Origin of the sequence: Streptomyces sp. NPDC005931 (assembly GCF_042871235.1) — a bacterium.
In the GTDB taxonomy this organism is placed as follows: Bacteria; Actinomycetota; Actinomycetes; order Streptomycetales; family Streptomycetaceae; genus Streptomyces.
In genome coordinates, this window is sequence record NZ_JBIAIG010000025.1 from 34,054 (window position 1) to 48,658 (window position 14,605).

Genomic DNA, 14,605 nt, shown 5'->3' on the forward strand with positions numbered 1-14,605 from the left:
GCACTCACATTCGGGATGGGGGACGGTCGTACGCATGGCCAGGGAATTCCAACGCGGCCACAAGGCCAGGATCAGTGATCTCACCGCCGGCACGGATCTGTACGTGGGCGTACAGATCTCCGGCCCCGGGCTGACCTTCGACATCAGTTGCTTCGGTCTGGACGCCGACGAGCGGCTCTCGGACGACCGGTACTTCGTCTTCTACAACCAGCCGAAGTCCCCCGAGGAAGCCATTCAGCTGCTGGGTGCGCAGGCGGGCGACACGGAGTCGTTCCGGGTGACCCTGGACCGGATCCCGCCGCAGATCAAGAAGCTGTCCTTCACGGCGACCCTCGACGGCGCGGGGCAGATGTCGCAGGTCGGACCCGGATACCTGCGCATCGTCGCGGGTGGCGAGGAAGTGGCCCGCTATCCGTTCACGGGCTCGGAGTTCTCCACCGAGCGCGCCGTGATGCTGGGCGACATCTACCTCAAGGACGTGTGGCGCTTCGCCGCCGTCGGGCAGGGCTTCGACGGCGGGCTGGACGCGCTGCTGCGCAACTTCGGCGGCGAGGTGGCCGAGGAGGAGCCCGCCGCCCCGCAGCAGGCTCAGCCCCAGCCCGGTGGTGCCGCCCCCGGCTTCGCCGCGCCCGCCCCGGCCCCCGCCTTCGGCGCCCCCGCCTCGCCGGCCCCCGCGCCCGCCCCGGCCCCCGCTGCGTTCGCACCCCCGCCGGGTGCCACGCCGCCTCCTCCGCCGGGCGCCACCCCGCCCCCGGCCCCCGCGCCGTCCGTGCACGCCGCGCCGACGATCGTCGGGCCCCTGCACACCCCGCCCGGCGGCTCCCCGGTGCCGCCCCCCGCCCCGGCGCCCTACGGCCACCCGGGCCAGCAGCCGCCGCCGTACGGCCAGCCCGCCCCGGGCCAGGCGCCCCCGCCGCCGGGCTATGCCGCCGCCCCTCCGCAGGTCCCGCAGGCTCCGGCCCCGCCGCCCGGATACGGCCAGCCGATGCCCCCTCCGGGTTACGGCCAGCAGCCCCCGCCCGGACAGCCGCCGGGGCAGCTGCCCGGGCAGCCCGCCCCCTACGGTGCGCCCCCGGGCATGCCCCAGGGAGTCCCGCAGGGTGTTCCCCAGGGTGCGCCGCAGGGCCCGGGGGTGATGGGCGCGCTCCAGCAGTTCAAGGAGACGCCCACGGGCCAGCGCTGGACGCAGCAGAACAGGAAGCTGGTCCGCGTCGACCTCGGCATCGGCGGGCAGCCCGTGCTGGCCCGGCAGGGCAGCATGGTGCTCTACCAGGGCAAGGTCGACTTCAGCTACAAGGGCGCCGGTTTCACCGGCCGCATCGTCGGCAACGCCACCGGCCAGGAGATGCAGCTGATGCGCTGCACCGGCCAGGGCCAGGTGTTCTTCGCCGAGAACTCCACGATGCTGCATCCGATCGAGCTGCAGGGCGACGCCGTGTGCGTCTCCGCGGAGAACGTGCTCGCCTTCGACGAGGGCCTCCAGTACGAGGTCCGCCGCATCGAGGGTCACGGCATCCCCGGCGGCGCGCTGTTCACGATGCAGTTCCAGGGGACCGGCACGATCGTCGTCAAGACCCATGGCGTGCCCGTGGTGCTGCCGGTCACCCCCACGACGTTCGCCGACTGCAACGCCGTGGTCGCCTGGTCGGCCGCCTCCCAGGTGGTCGTCTCCAGCCAGGTGCGCATGCGCCGCAACTCCTACCCCGGCGACACGGGGGAGAGCGTCAACCTCCAGTTCCGGGGCGCACCCGGCAACTTCATCGTCGTCCAGCCGTACGAGATCTGAGGGAGCCCGTCATGAACCAGCCACTCGCGGGCTACGCCCCCGCCCCCGTCACCGCCCGCATGGAGAACCACGGCAACCACATGCTGAAGGTCGCCATGCAGACCGGGAACGACCTCCTCGCGCGCGTGGGCTCCATGGTCGCCTACGAGGGGTTCGTGCAGTACGAGCCCAACCCGCCCGCCGTGCGCCAGATCGCCCGGGACTGGATGACCGGTGAGGGCGCGCCGCTGATGAAGTGCTCCGGCGACGGCCTGCTCTACCTCGCCGACTACGGCGCGAACGTGGTCGTGATCAACCTCAACGGCGACGGCATCTCCGTGAACGCCACCAACCTGCTCGCCTTCGACGCCCACCTGACGTGGGGCGTCGAGCGGGTGAAGGGCCTGGCGAAGTTCGCGGGCCAGGGACTGTGGAACACCAAGATCTCCGGGCAGGGCTGGGTCGCGCTGACCTCCCGGGGCAAGCCCATCGTCGTCGACTGCGGTGGCGGCGACGACGAGACCTACGTCGACCCCGACGCCCTCGTCGCCTGGTCCCCGAACCTCAAGGTGAAGGGCAAGCGCAGTTTCCGCGCCCAGTCGCTGATCGGCCGCGGCAGCGGCGAGGCCTACCAGATGGCCTTCTCCGGTCAGGGCATCGTCGTCGTCCAGCCCAGTGAGGACAGCACCGACCGTCTCCGGGTCCGGGGCTGAGGGGGAGCAACCACACCATGCAGAGCCCGCTTTTCGCCCACAACGACCTGCAGAGCCAGGAACGCTGGAGCCTGCAGAACAAGCAGATGCTCCGCGTCGCCCTCGAGGGCCACGACGACGTGCTGGCCCGCAAGGGGACCATGGTCGCCTACCAGGGCCTCGTCGAGTTCGACGCCGAGTTCCAGAGCAACAGCCAGTCACGCTCGCGAGCGCGGACCGGCGAGGGTCTGGACCTGATGCGCTGCCACGGGCAGGGCACCGTCTACCTGGCCAACCTCGCCCAGCACGTCCACATCATGGAGGTCGAGCAGGACGGGCTCACGGTCGACAGCAGCTACGTGCTCGCGATGGACTCCTCGCTGCACCACGAGGTGATCGCCGTCGACAGCCTGTACGGCATCTCCGGTTCCGGGAAGTACCAGCTCAACATCACCGGCCGCGGCAAGGTCGCCCTGATGACCTCCGGCATGCCGCTGCTGATGCAGGTAACCCCGGACAGGTACGTCAACTGCGACGCCGACGCGATCGTCGCCTGGTCCACCGGTCTGCGGGTGCAGATGCAGGCACAGACGCACACCTCCGGGGTGTGGCGGCGCCGGGGCAACACCGGAGAGGGCTGGGAGCTCAGCTTCATGGGCAGCGGTTACGCGCTCGTGCAGCCGAGCGAGCTGCTGCCGCCGCAGAACGCCCAGATCGGTTCGGGTGTCGCCGCACAGTACGGCATGGGCCAGCAAGGCGCCCGCGCCCAGAACCAGGGCAACGTCTGGAGCTGAGGGCGCCGAGGCCGGAAGGGGGTGGCGCGTGGCTCAGGCGGTCAGTCTGCTCCGGGTCGCTTCGACCAGACGGACGACGGACTCGTCGGCCACGCCCGGAACCTCGTCGTAGGCGAACCAGCGAAGATCCAGGGACTCGTCGCTGATGGCGTGCACGGCGTCCGGCGCCGCCACGGCCGCGTACTGGACGTCGAGGTGCCAGTGGCACGGTGGCGGGATGGCATGCCGGTCGAGGCGCACCGGACCGCCCGCCGCGAGGGTGAGGCCCGAGATGCCGGACTCCTCCGTGGCCTCGCGCAGGGCGGCGGCGCCGAGGGACGCGTCGCCCGGCTCGCAGTGGCCGCCCATCTGGAGCCACATGCGCAGCTTCCGGTGCAGGGTCAGCAGCACCCGGCCGCGCGACGGGTCGATCACCAGGGCGCTCGCCGTGAGGTGGCCCGCGTGGCAGGCCTTCCACATGCCGTCCGGATGCGCGGCGAGGTGGTCCAGGTAGACCTGACGAAGGGCGGGCTGGTCCTCGTACCCCTTGAGCACGAGGACCGCGTCGTCGTACAGGCTCACTCGGTGCCGTCGCCCTTGCCGGTACCCTCGCCCCGGCTCTCGCCCCGGTCCTCGCCCCGGTCCTCGGCCCCGTCCTTCTTCCGGCCGGGCTTCTCCAGGTCGGGCCGGGAGGCGGCCTCGCCGAGCATCTTGTCCAGCTCGGAGAAGTCGATCTGCTCGCGGTGCACGAAGCCGTCAGGGTCGTCCAGGTCGGTGGCCGTCGGCAGCATGTCCGGGTGGGCCCACAGGCCGTCCCGGCCGTCGACACCGCGGGCGTCGGTGAGGGAGGCCCACAGACGCGAGGCGTCCCGCAGCCGGCGCGGGCGCAGCTCCAGACCGATCAGTGTGGCGAACGTCTGCTCCGCCGGGCCGCCCGAGGCGCGACGGCGGCGCAGCGTCTCGCGCAGCGCGTCGGCGGACGACAGCCGGGGCTTCGCCGCCGCGTGCACGACCGCGTCCACCCAGCCCTCGACGAGCGCCAGAGCCGTCTCCAGACGGGCCAGGGCGGCCTTCTGCTCCGGCGTGTCCTCCGGCTGGAACATGCCCTGCTGGAGGGCCTCCTGCAGCTGCTCGGGATTCTGCGGGTCGAACTGGCCGACCACGTCCTCCAGCTTCGCCGTGTCGACCTTGATGCCGCGCGCATAGCCGTCCACCGCGCCGAACAGGTGCGAGCGCAGCCACGGGACGTGCGCGAAGAGGCGCTGGTGGGCGGCCTCGCGCAGGGCGAGGTACAACTGCACCTCCTCCTGCGGCACGCCCAGGTCCTTGCCGAACGTCTCGATGTTCACCGGCAGCAGCGCGGCCCGGCCCGCCGGGCCGAGCGGCAGGCCGATGTCGGACGAGCCGACGACCTCGCCGGCCAGCACGCCGACGGCCTGGCCGATCTGCGTGCCGAACATCGCGCCGCCCATCGAGCGCATCATGCCGATCAGCGGGCCGGCCATGGCCTGCATCTCCTCGGGCAGGACGTCGCCCATGGCGTTCCCGACGCGCTCGGCGACCGGGTCGACGAGCTCGCGCCAGGCGGGCAGGGTCGCCTCGACCCACTCCGCGCGGCTCCACGCCACCGCGGAGTGCGCGCCGGACGGCAGGGAGGTGGCGTCGTCGAGCCACAGGTCGGCCAGGCGGACGGCCTCCTCGACGGCCCGTCGCTCGGCGGGGCCGACGCTGGAGTCCCTGGTGCCGTCCGCGGTGCCCTGGGAGACCGTCTGGCGGGCGATCTGCTTGGCCATGTCCCAGTTCACCGGGCCGCCCTCGTAGGAGAGCATCTGGCCGAGCTGCTGGAACGCGGCGCCAAGGTCGGTGGGGTTCAGCGACCCGAACATCGCGGCGAACGGATTGTCCGCGCCCGGGCCGCCAAAGCCTCCGGCTCCGGGCATGCCGAAGCCGAACGGGTTGGCCGGGCCCTGACCACCGCCGCCCTGCGGGTCCTTCTTCTTGCCCTCGTCGCCGTCGTCCGGCTCCTCCGGCGGAAGGCCGAATCCGAATGGGGTGTCACTCACGGGATTCCTCGGCTGGTTAGGCCGCCGGTTCTTTCCGGCGGCACGGCTGCCCGACAACACCACCCAGCGTAGACACCTCGGGCGGTTCGGGCCTCGGTGCTTCGCCGACAGTCGGCCTGCGGCAGGATGGATGCCACCTGGTACGTACGCGTCACGTGCGCTCGTACTGAAGACAACCGCTGGAGACGCCCGGTGAGTTCCCCAGATCCGCAGGTTCGCGCAGCGCGAAACCAGTCAAACAGTCCCGCGGCGCGCGGGCCCGTCGTCGCGGTCACCGGCGCCGCGTCCGGCGTGGGCGCGCTGCTCACCGAGCGGCTCGCCGCCTCGGAGGAGATCAAGCAGGTCATCGCCATCGACGAGCGCCGCGGCGAGTGCGCCGAGGCGCGGTGGCACATCCTGGACGTACGGGATCCCGCCATCGCCGACAAGCTGCGCGGGGCCGACGTGGTGGTCCATCTGGCGCTCGACCTCGACCTGGAGACCGACGCCGCCGCCCGGACGGCCTACAACGTGCGGGGCACGCAGACCGTGCTGACGGCCGCCGCGGCCGCCGGGGTGCACCGGGTGGTGCTGTGCACCTCGACGATGGTCTACGGCGCCCTGCCGGACAACGAGCTTCCGCTGTCCGAGGACGCGGAGCTGCGGGCCACGGCCGAGGCCACCGGGGTCGGCGACCTCCTGGAGATCGAGCGGCTGGCGCGCCGGGCCCCGCGCGCCCACCCCGGCCTCAATGTCACCGTGGTGCGCCCCGCCGTGCTCGTGGGAGGCACCGACACCGCCCTGACCAGGTACTTCGAGTCGCCCCGGCTGCTCGTCGTCGCGGGTTCACGGCCGGCGTGGCAGTTCTGCCACGTCGACGACCTGTGCGGGGCCCTCGAGTACGCCGTCCTGGAGAAGGTCGACGGCGAGCTGGCCGTCGGGTGCGAGGGATGGCTGGAGCAGGAGGAGGTCGAGGAGCTCAGCGGGATACGGCGCATGGAACTGCCGTCGGCGGTCGCCCTGGGGGCCGCGGCCCGGCTGCACCGGATCGGGCTCACGCCGTCCCCGGCGGGGGACCTGGCGTACACGATGTATCCCTGGGTGGTCAGCGGCAGCCGACTGCACGACGCGGGGTGGCGCCCGACGTACACCAACGAGGAGGTGCTGGCGGAGCTGCTGGAGGAGGTCGCCGGGCGCCATACGGTCGCCGGACGGCGGCTGGGACGCAAGGACGCGACGGCGGCGGGCGCCGCGGGCGCGACGGTGGCGCTGCTGGGCGCGGCGGCGGTGGTGCGGCGGGCCCGCAGGGCGCGGCGGCGGATCTGACGCCGGAGCCGTGGAGGTGTCCTGGAGGAGGCTCCGGCCGGCACGCGCGCGTGCCGGTCGACGGCGCGATTACGCGTTGTCCTCCGTGTGGGGCACGATGGTGGTATGGCATCGACGAGCGATCACCCGGGTGAGCAGGCCGCACAGGATCCGATCAAGCTGATCGGGATCCGGGACACGCCGCTCTCCGTGGACGAGATCTTCCGGGTCGTCGGCGACGACGCGGCCGGCGGCACCGCACTGTTCGTGGGGACGGTGCGCGATCACGACGGCGGCGTCGATGTCGAGGAACTGGGCTATTCGTGCCATCCCAGTGCCGAGGACGAGATGTGGCGGGTGGCCGAGAAGGTCGTTGCCGAGTACCCCGTGCGGGCCCTCGCCGCGGTGCACCGCGTGGGCGATCTCAAGGTGGGCGATCTCGCCGTCGTCGTCGGCGTGTCGTGCCCGCACCGGGGAGAGGCGTTCGAGGCCTGCCGGAAGCTGATCGACGACCTCAAGCACGAGGTGCCGATCTGGAAGCACCAGAGGTTCTCCGACGGCACCGAGGAATGGGTCGGCGCCTGCTGAGGCGACCGCTTTTTCCGGCCTTCCGGGAACCGGCCCTCCGGTTGCGTAACCCCACCCCTGCCGTGAGCGTTGTCACTGCGGATGGTTAATCTGCTGATCAGTCAGTCGCGGACGCTCAATGGGGTTGGGAGGTCGTCATGGCGGCGCTTGCCTGGTTGCTGATTCCGCTTGTGGCTGCGATCGGCGCGGGACTGTGGGGGAGCTGGGCCAATCGGACCCGAAAGGTCCGCGGCGACGGCCCGGAACTCATCGGTTACGCCCGCTTCCGCGAGGCCATGGAGAGGCCCAGGCCGGGTAGCTGACGACTGGGAAACAGCAGGTCAAGGATGCACGACGCGGTCGGGGCCGCCCGGACGGGCGGCCCTGACGGTGCGCTGACAGAACCGTCCCGTACTGTCGATGCATGCCACGCCGCACCGCGACGATGCTCGCCTCCACCCTGATGCTGATCGCGCTCCTGTGCGCGGGAGTCTTCATCCGTGTGCCGTACGCGGAGATGTCCCCGGGGCCGACCGTGAACACCCTGGGCGAGCACGACGGCGAGCCGGTGCTGCAGATCTCCGGGCGCAAGACCTATCCGGCCGACGGTCACCTGAACATGACCACGGTACGCGTCACCAGCGCCGACTACCGGATGAACCTCGTCGAGGCCGTCTACGGCTGGCTGGCTCACGACAACAAGGTCGTGCCGCACGACACCCTCTACCCGGACGGCAAGACGGAGGAGGAGTCCACGCAGGAGAACGCCGAGGAGTTCAGCCAGTCCCAGGAGAGTGCCAAGGTCGCGGCCCTGAGGGAACTCGACGTCCCGGTCAAGTCCTGGGTGATCGTCTCGACGGTCGTCAAGGACTCCCCGGCCCACGACAAGCTGCACGCCGGTGACGTGATCAAGGCCGTCGACGGCAAGGCGGTGAAGCGGCCCGCCGACGTCGCCGAGCTGGTGACCAGGCACAAGCCCGGCGAGGACGTCGTCTTCACCATCGTGCCCGCCGAGGAGCAGGCCGCCGCGGAGAAGGCGAAACGGACGCCGACCCGGACCCAGGACGTCACCATCACCACCACGACCTCCGACGACAGCGGCGAGAAGCGCGCCGTTGTCGGGATCTCCGCCGGGACCGACCACACCTTCCCGTTCACCATCGACATCAAGCTCGCCGACGTGGGCGGCCCGAGCGCCGGCCTGATGTTCGCGCTGGGCATCTACGACAAGCTCACCCCGGGGAACCTCACCGGCGGCACATTCGTCGCCGGCACCGGCACCATCGACGACAACGGCAAGGTCGGGCCGATCGGCGGCATCGAGATGAAGACCGTCGGCGCACGCGCCAAGGGCGCCGAGTACTTCCTGACGCCCGCCGACAACTGCCCGGCCGCCGCCAAGGACACTCCCGACGGCCTCACCGTCGTGAAGATCGGCACCATCGACGACGCCCTCGGTGCGCTGGAGGACATCCGCTCCGGGGACACCGCCGGCCTGCCGAAGTGCACGGCGTCCTGACCGCCACGGCCGCCGCCCGGCGGGACCTGATCAGGAGGCCGCCGCACACGGCCCCCTGACCGGGCCGGCTACTCCTCGAACGTCGCCTTCAGCGCCTCCGCCAGCCCCGGCACCAGGTCGGAGCCCGTGAGAACCTCCGTCGAGGAGTCCTTCTCGCGCAGCCGCAGGGCCGACTCGCGGGTACCGTCGCGCAGCACCGCGACCGTCATGCGGACCTCCTGACGCTCCGGGTGCCCGGCCACCCACTTCGTCAGCGCGGCCTCGTCCAGATCCTCCGGAACCTGCGCCTCCGCGGACGGCGGCAGCATCAGGCGCTCCACGCTCAGAGCGCATCCGACGACCGCGTCGGGCCAGGCGATCGTGCCCAGGAACTCGTCGAGCGGCTTGCCCGTTGGAAGTTCGTCCTGCTCGATCGGGGTGAGGGCGGCGCTCTCCTGCTCCGCGCCCAGACCGAGCCGGTCCGCGAGGGAGGGCTGCTCGGCCCTGAGCCGTGCGGTGTCAACGAGGGCGAAGAGACGGGCGGGCTGGTCCCAGCCGAGGCCGGAGACGTACTCGTCGATCTCGAGCACGGCCCGGGTGAGCGGGTTCGCCGCCATGGGTGTGTTGGACATGGTCACAATCCTCTCTCGTTCCCGGCCGGAATCGGGAACCGAGTAAAGGGTGAGTAAGTTGCATAGGTGTGGGACCGCGATCACGGGGGACCACACACGGTCCACGAACACGCGGGCCTGACCAATCGACAGCGAACTTCGAGGTGCCTACCTTGGCTTTCCAGATGCCGGACCGCGGCGGAGGCCCGACGGGGCCACGGATCAGAGTGGGCCGCCCGTCCCGGCGGGTCCGGACCCTGCTCATGACACTGGGCGTCCTGGCCGTCCTCGGCATGGTGTTCACCATGTTCGCGGGGTTCTGGACCGACTGGCTGTGGTATCGCTCGGTCAACTACTCGTCGGTGTTCACGACGACCCTGGCGACCAAGATCGGCCTCTTCTCGGTCTTCGGTCTGCTGATGGCCCTCGCGGTCGGCCTCAACATCTGGCTGGCGCACCGGCTGCGCCCGCCGCTGAGCGCCATGTCGATGGAGCAGCAGAACCTCGACCGGTACCGGATGGGCATCGCCCCGTACAAGAAGTGGCTGCTGCTCGGCATCACCTCGCTGGTGGGCCTGATCGCCGGCGCCTCGGCCGCGAGCCAGTGGCGCACCTGGCTGATGTGGGTCAACGGTGTGTCCTTCGGGCAGAAGGACCCGCAGTTCAAGCTGGACGTCTCGTTCTACGCCTTCGACCTGCCCTGGTACCGGTTCCTGCTCGGCTTCGGTTTCGCCACCGTCATCCTGTCGGTGATCGCCGCCGCGCTCACCCACTACCTGTACGGCGGCCTGCGCGTCACCAGCCCCGGCGCACGCGCCACGGCGGCGGCCACCGGACACCTGTCCGTCCTGATCGGCGTCTTCGTCGCCCTGAAGGCGGTCGCGTACTGGCTCGACCGGTACGGCCTCGCGGTCAAGTCCAGCGACTTCAAGGCGACGGACAACTGGACGGGCCTGAGGTACGTCGACGCCAACGCCTACCTGCCGGCCAAGACGATCCTGTTCTGCATCGCCGTCATCTGCGCGCTGCTGTTCTTCGCGACCCTGTGGCGGCGCACCTGGCAGCTCCCGGTGATCGGCTTCGGCCTGATGGTCCTGTCGGCGATCCTCATCGGCGGCCTCTACCCGGCGATCGTGCAGAAGTTCCAGGTCCAGCCCAACGAGCAGGCCAAGGAAGCGCCGTACGTCGAGAAGAACCTCAGCGCCACGCGCGAGGCCTACGGCATCGACGACTCCCAGGTCACCGACTACCCGGGGACGAGCCAGACCGAGGACAGGACGCAACTGCGCGACGACGTCTCCTCGGCGGCCAGCATCCGGATCATGGACCCGAACATCGTCTCGCCGACGTTCCAGCAGCTCCAGCAGATCAGGAACTACTACGCGTTCCCGACCAACCTCGACGTCGACCGGTACAGCAAGGACGACAAGGAGCAGGACACGGTCATCGGTCTGCGCGAGCTGAACTACAACGGCATCCCGAAGCGGAACTGGATCAACGACCACTTCCGCTACACCCATGGCTACGGCGTCGTCGCCGCCGAAGGCACGAGTGCCGACGAGGGCGGCCGTCCGGCGTTCACCGAGTCCGACCTGCCGTCCAAGGGCGACCTGGGGACCTACGAGCAGCGCGTCTACTACGGCGAGCGCACCACCACGTACTCGATCGTCGGCGGTCCCCAGAAGGAGATCGACTACTCCGACGACAGCGGTGAGAAGACCTACAGCTACCAGGGCGACAGCGGGGTCAACCTCGACAACCCGGTCAACCGGGCCGCCTACGCGGTGGCGTTCAACGAGCCGCAGATCCTGTACTCGGGCGCCATCGGCGAGGGTTCGCGGATCCTGTACAACCGCACGCCCAAGGAGCGCGTCGAGGCCATCGCACCGTGGCTGACCATCGACGGCGACGCCTACCCGGCGGTCGTGGAGGGTCGGATCCAGTGGATCGTCGACGCCTACACGACCACCAACGGATATCCCTACGCGTCCCGGACGACGCTCGGCGACACCACGGCCGACTCGCTGACCGCCACCAACGACAACCGCGCGGTGGTGGCCCAGCAGAACCAGGTCAACTACATCCGCAACTCGGTGAAGGCGACCGTCGACGCGTACACCGGCGAGGTCAAGCTTTACCAGTGGGACACCAAGGACCCGGTGCTCAAGACCTGGATGAAGGCCTTCCCGGACACGGTGGAGCCGCGCGGCGAGATCTCCGAGGCGCTGATGGACCATCTGCGGTACCCGCAGGACCTGTTCAAGGTCCAGCGCGAGCTGCTCACCCGCTACCACGTGAAGGACGCCACGACGTTCCTCAGCGGCAGCGAGGTGTGGCAGGTGCCGGACGACCCGACGAACAGGACGGGCGACGCGGTGCCGCCGTACTACCTGAGCATGAAGATGCCGGACCAGAAGGCACAGACCTTCTCGCTCACCACCACGTTCACCCCGAACGGCCGTGACAACCTCAGTGCCTTCATGGCGGTGAACGCCGATCCGGGCACCCAGGACTACGGCAAGATCAGAATCCTGAAACTGCCGACGAGCACCACGGTCTCCGGCCCCAAGCAGGTGCAGAGTCAGTTCAACTCCCAGCAGGACATCGCCGAGACCATCCGGCTGCTGCGAGGCGGTGACTCCGAGGTCGAGTACGGCAACCTGCTGACCGTCCCGTTGGACGGAGGACTGCTGTACGTGGAGCCGGTCTACGTACGCGGTGGTGGACTGAAGTACCCGCTGCTGCGCAAGGTGCTGGTGACCTACGGCGGTCAGACCGCCTTCGAGGACACCCTCGAGCAGGCCCTGGACAAGATCTTCGGCGGGGAGGGCGGGACCACCGAGCCGCCACCGGGCGAGGACGAGGGAACCGGTGAGGACGAGGGCACCAAGCCGCCGCCCGCGACCGACAACCCCACGGTCCAGGAAGCCCTCAACGACGCCCAGGACGCCTTCGAGGCCGGACAGGAAGCCCTGAAGAAGAACGACTGGGAGGCCTACGGCCAGGCTCAGAAGGACCTGGAGGAAGCGTTGCGCAAGGCCGAGGAGGCCCAGTCCGCCGAAGGGGGCGGCGGAGACGGCAGCCCCAGTCCGAAGCCCAGTCCGAGCAGCTAGCGAGCACGCTGGTTCATCAGTCCGTCCCGCGCCGTGCTACGGTTGCAACGCAACGGCGCGGGGTGGAGCAGCTCGGTAGCTCGCTGGGCTCATAACCCAGAGGTCGCAGGTTCAAATCCTGTCCCCGCTACTGGCGTCGCGACGTCGCGACTCACAAGGCCCGGATTCCTCAAGGAATCCGGGCCTTTGTGGTGTGCGAACGCATGTACCCGGGGCAGACGACGGCCGTGCCGGCGCCGGGAGTTGGCCGATCTGTGTTTGACTTGTCTCTCTGTGGGCATGTCGACAAAACGCTGAAGTGACCTCACTGACTGCGGTATACCAGGTGTACCCAGGTTGCAGGTGGTGCGACGATGGACGTTATGGGGGACAAGGCAACTCTGTTCGAGACAGGGCGTTTTGTGCAGCCTTCCCTTCGGGAGGAGACCCGCGACGGGGGAGCCGCCGACGAGGCCGCCGAGGAACTGCGGCAGCGACTCGCGGCGGAGGCCGGCGACGTCGAGGCGATGAGCGTCCTCGGCGCCATGCTGCTGCGGCGCGGTGATCTCGACGGAGCCGAACCCCATCTGCGTGCCGCCACCGCCGCGGGCGACCGCGCCGCGGCCAACAACCTGGGCGTCCTGCTGCACCAGCGGGGCTACGCCGACGAGGCCGCCGGATGGTGGCGCGTCGCCGCCGTCGCCGGATCCGCCGCGGCGGCGCACGCGCTCGGCCGGCACCACCGGGAGCGCGGTGACGAGCCGGCCGCCGAGTACTGGCTGCGCCAGTCCGCCGAGCAGGGCCACACCCTGGGCGCGTACGCCCTCGCCGACCTGCTGGAGCACCGCGGGGACGGGGCCGGCACCGAGCGCTGGATGAGGGTCGCGGCCGAGCGGGGGCACCGGGAGGCGGCCTACCGGCTGGCGCGTGCACTGGACCGCAGGGCCGCGCGGGAGTCCGGCGACGACCAGGGCGTGCCGCTGGTGGAGGAGGCCGAGCAGTGGTACCGGCAGGCCGCCGCGCGGGGTCATCGCAGGGCGGCGCTGCACCTGGGCGCGATCCTGGAGAAGCGCGGTGAGCTCAAGGAGGCCGGCCGCTGGTACCTGACGTCCGCCAAGGACGGGGAGACCCGGGCCGCCTGCGCCCTCGGCTTCCTGCTGCGTGACGCCGGCGACACCGAGAACGCGGCCGTGTGGTGGCTGCGGGCCGCACAGGAGGGTGACGGCAACGCGGCGAACGCGCTGGGCGCGCTGCACGCCGAGCACGGCGAGACCCAGACCGCCGAACGCTGGTACCGGGCCGCGATGGACGCCGGTGACGTCAACGGCGCGTACAACCTCGGGCTGCTCTGCGCGGAGCAGGGCCGTACCCAGCAGGCCGAGCAGTGGTACCGCCGGGCCGCCTACGCCGGTCACCGCGAAGCGGCCAACGCGCTGGCGATCCTGCTGCTGGGGGCCGGGGACGAGACGGGTGCCGAGCCGTGGTTCTCCAAGGCGGCCGAGGCCGGAAGCGTGGACGCCGCCTTCAACCTCGGCATCCTGCACGCCAAGCGGGGGGAGGACGAGGCGGCGCTGCGCTGGTACGAGCGCGCCGCGGCCGCCGGGCACACCGAGGCGGCACTCCAGGTCGGCATGGCCCGGCTGCGGGCCGGGGACGAGGGCGAGGCGGAGCGTTTCCTGCGGTGCGCCGCGGGCGGGGGGAGCGCGGAGGCCGCGTACCGCCTGGCGACGGTGCTGGACGCCCGCAGGCCCCCGGAGCCCGCGCACGAGCTCGGTGAGCCGGTGCACCGGCGCAGCGAGTGCGAGGAGTGGTACGAGCGCGCGGCATCCCAGGGGCACCGCCGGGCCCAGGTGCGGGTCGGCATGCTCGCGGCGGCCCGCGGAGACCTGGTGGAGGCGGCGCGCTGGTACCGCGAGGCCGCTGAGGCCGGTTCCCGCAACGGCGCGTTCAACCTGGGCCTGCTGCTCGCCCGTGAGGGCAGTGAGCCGGAGGCTGCCGTCTGGTGGACCCGCGCGGCCGACGCCGGACACGGCCGTGCTGCCCTGCGCCTCGCCCTGGTCTACGCGCGGCGAGGCGAACTCGCGGAGGGCCAGCGCTGGGCCGACCGCGCGGCGGTCCTGGGCCCGGAGGCGGTGACGGAGCGGGCGACCCGCCTGCGGGACGCCCTCCGTCAGGAGCTGTCCGCCTGACCCGGCCGTCCGACCTCCGCCCCGCGGGGCGGAGGTCGGACGGCCGGGTCAGGCGGACAGCTCCTGACGGA

Annotated in this window: 11 protein-coding genes and 1 tRNA gene; 9 read left to right on the forward strand and 3 right to left on the reverse strand. The window is 71.0% G+C overall.

The features are described from left to right. The first annotated feature begins 34 nt into the window (after positions 1-34). Genes ACFYOV_RS32475 through ACFYOV_RS32485 form a run of 3 tightly spaced genes read left to right on the forward strand, consistent with a single transcriptional unit; the run spans position 35 to position 3,251 of the window. Positions 35-1,786 (forward strand): TerD family protein, encoded by a 1,752-nt coding sequence (locus ACFYOV_RS32475; protein ID WP_389094026.1) that lies wholly within the window; start codon positions 35-37, stop codon positions 1,784-1,786. Between the two features lie 11 nt (positions 1,787-1,797). Beyond that, complete coding sequence (locus ACFYOV_RS32480) at positions 1,798-2,478, forward strand: AIM24 family protein (protein WP_389094028.1); 681 nt, start codon at positions 1,798-1,800, stop codon at positions 2,476-2,478. Between the two features lie 17 nt (positions 2,479-2,495). Beyond that, complete coding sequence (locus ACFYOV_RS32485) at positions 2,496-3,251, forward strand: AIM24 family protein (RefSeq protein ID WP_389094029.1); 756 nt, start codon at positions 2,496-2,498, stop codon at positions 3,249-3,251. Between the two features lie 33 nt (positions 3,252-3,284). Here the strand turns inward: ACFYOV_RS32485 and ACFYOV_RS32490 are convergent, their stop codons facing one another. Together ACFYOV_RS32490 and ACFYOV_RS32495 are read right to left on the reverse strand one after the other, a co-directional pair. Next, complete coding sequence (locus ACFYOV_RS32490; protein WP_389094031.1) at positions 3,285-3,812, reverse strand: NUDIX hydrolase; 528 nt, start codon at positions 3,810-3,812, stop codon at positions 3,285-3,287. Then, the gene (locus ACFYOV_RS32495) at positions 3,809-5,293 is read right to left on the reverse strand and encodes a zinc-dependent metalloprotease (RefSeq protein WP_389094033.1); all 1,485 of its coding nucleotides are present in this window, start codon (positions 5,291-5,293) and stop codon (positions 3,809-3,811) included. Before ACFYOV_RS32495 ends, ACFYOV_RS32490 begins: the two co-directional genes overlap by 4 nt. A gap of 192 nt (positions 5,294-5,485) precedes the next feature. On the opposite strand from ACFYOV_RS32495, the gene ACFYOV_RS32500 reads away from it, so the two are divergent. The 3 genes from ACFYOV_RS32500 (at position 5,486) to ACFYOV_RS32510 (ending at position 8,663) form a co-directional block, all read left to right on the forward strand. Beyond that, positions 5,486-6,598 (forward strand): SDR family oxidoreductase, encoded by a 1,113-nt coding sequence (locus tag ACFYOV_RS32500; protein ID WP_389094035.1) that lies wholly within the window; start codon positions 5,486-5,488, stop codon positions 6,596-6,598. 105 nt (positions 6,599-6,703) lie between these two features. Beyond that, positions 6,704-7,165: a molybdenum cofactor biosynthesis protein MoaE gene (locus ACFYOV_RS32505; protein WP_389094037.1), complete on the forward strand. Its 462-nt coding sequence runs from the start codon at positions 6,704-6,706 to the stop codon at positions 7,163-7,165. 403 nt (positions 7,166-7,568) lie between these two features. Continuing rightward, on the forward strand, positions 7,569-8,663 hold the full coding sequence (locus ACFYOV_RS32510; protein ID WP_389094039.1) for a PDZ domain-containing protein: 1,095 nt from the start codon (positions 7,569-7,571) through the stop codon (positions 8,661-8,663). A gap of 68 nt (positions 8,664-8,731) precedes the next feature. On the opposite strand, the gene ACFYOV_RS32515 is transcribed toward ACFYOV_RS32510, so the two are convergent. Beyond that, entirely contained in the window at positions 8,732-9,274 is a 543-nt protein-coding gene (locus ACFYOV_RS32515; RefSeq protein WP_389094041.1) for a PPA1309 family protein, read from the reverse strand. A 164-nt stretch (positions 9,275-9,438) separates the two neighbouring features. Between ACFYOV_RS32515 and ACFYOV_RS32520 the strand changes: the two genes are divergently transcribed. The 3 genes from ACFYOV_RS32520 (at position 9,439) to ACFYOV_RS32530 (ending at position 14,534) form a co-directional block, all read left to right on the forward strand. After that, a complete protein-coding gene (locus ACFYOV_RS32520; RefSeq protein ID WP_389094045.1) occupies positions 9,439-12,366 on the forward strand; it encodes a UPF0182 family protein in 2,928 nt (975 codons plus the stop codon). Between the two features lie 56 nt (positions 12,367-12,422). Next, positions 12,423-12,496: transfer RNA gene (locus ACFYOV_RS32525), tRNA-Met, on the forward strand. Between the two features lie 223 nt (positions 12,497-12,719). Next, positions 12,720-14,534 (forward strand): sel1 repeat family protein, encoded by a 1,815-nt coding sequence (locus tag ACFYOV_RS32530; RefSeq protein ID WP_389094043.1) that lies wholly within the window; start codon positions 12,720-12,722, stop codon positions 14,532-14,534. Positions 14,535-14,605 lie beyond the last annotated feature (71 nt).

Coding starts and splice junctions, on each gene's coding strand:
- ACFYOV_RS32505 (WP_389094037.1), top strand. CDS start 6,704: ATGGCATCGACGAGCGATCACCCGGGTGAGCAGGCCGCACAGGATCCG.
- ACFYOV_RS32530 (WP_389094043.1), top strand. CDS start 12,720: ATGGACGTTATGGGGGACAAGGCAACTCTGTTCGAGACAGGGCGTTTT.
- ACFYOV_RS32480 (WP_389094028.1), top strand. CDS start 1,798: ATGAACCAGCCACTCGCGGGCTACGCCCCCGCCCCCGTCACCGCCCGC.
- ACFYOV_RS32515 (WP_389094041.1), bottom strand. CDS start 9,274: ATGTCCAACACACCCATGGCGGCGAACCCGCTCACCCGGGCCGTGCTC.
- ACFYOV_RS32520 (WP_389094045.1), top strand. CDS start 9,439: ATGCCGGACCGCGGCGGAGGCCCGACGGGGCCACGGATCAGAGTGGGC.
- ACFYOV_RS32475 (WP_389094026.1), top strand. CDS start 35: ATGGCCAGGGAATTCCAACGCGGCCACAAGGCCAGGATCAGTGATCTC.
- ACFYOV_RS32510 (WP_389094039.1), top strand. CDS start 7,569: ATGCCACGCCGCACCGCGACGATGCTCGCCTCCACCCTGATGCTGATC.
- ACFYOV_RS32485 (WP_389094029.1), top strand. CDS start 2,496: ATGCAGAGCCCGCTTTTCGCCCACAACGACCTGCAGAGCCAGGAACGC.